This is a genomic window from Desulforhopalus vacuolatus, from assembly GCF_016918505.1.
Lineage (GTDB): Bacteria > Desulfobacterota > Desulfobulbia > Desulfobulbales > Desulfocapsaceae > Desulforhopalus > Desulforhopalus vacuolatus.
On the sequence record NZ_JAFFPZ010000122.1, the window covers coordinates 1 to 428 of the forward strand.

Annotated in this window: 1 protein-coding gene; it reads left to right on the forward strand. The window is 63.1% G+C overall.

Annotated features, from left to right (window positions below):
* A partial coding sequence (locus JWG39_RS16175; protein WP_500683480.1) for a tRNA (adenosine(37)-N6)-threonylcarbamoyltransferase complex transferase subunit TsaD occupies positions 1-428 on the forward strand: 428 nt, incomplete at both ends.

Below are 428 nucleotides of genomic sequence, written 5' to 3' on the forward strand. Positions count from 1 at the left end.
GCCGGTCCAGGCCTGGTTGGGGCACTCGTCGTCGGCCTGTCGGCGGCCAAAGCTTTAGCAAGCTGGCTCAACAAGCCTCTGTACGGCGTCAACCATCTGGCTGGACATGTCGCCGTCGACCTGCTTGAGCACGGTGAGCTGCCGATGCCATGTGGGGCTCTGCTCGTCTCAGGCGGCCATACCAGCTTGCTGCGGGTAAACGACATCGCCACAGACATTATTGAGGTCGGCTCGACGATCGACGACGCTGCTGGCGAGGCCTACGACAAAGTGGCCCGCGTGCTTGGCCTGCCGTACCCGGGTGGGCCGGTCATCGACAAGGCTGCCGCCGAGGGGGACCCGACAGCGATTCGTTTCCCACGCGGACTGACGGCTCGCCACGACATGGTTAAACATCGCTTCGACTACTCCTTTTCCGGCCTTAAGAC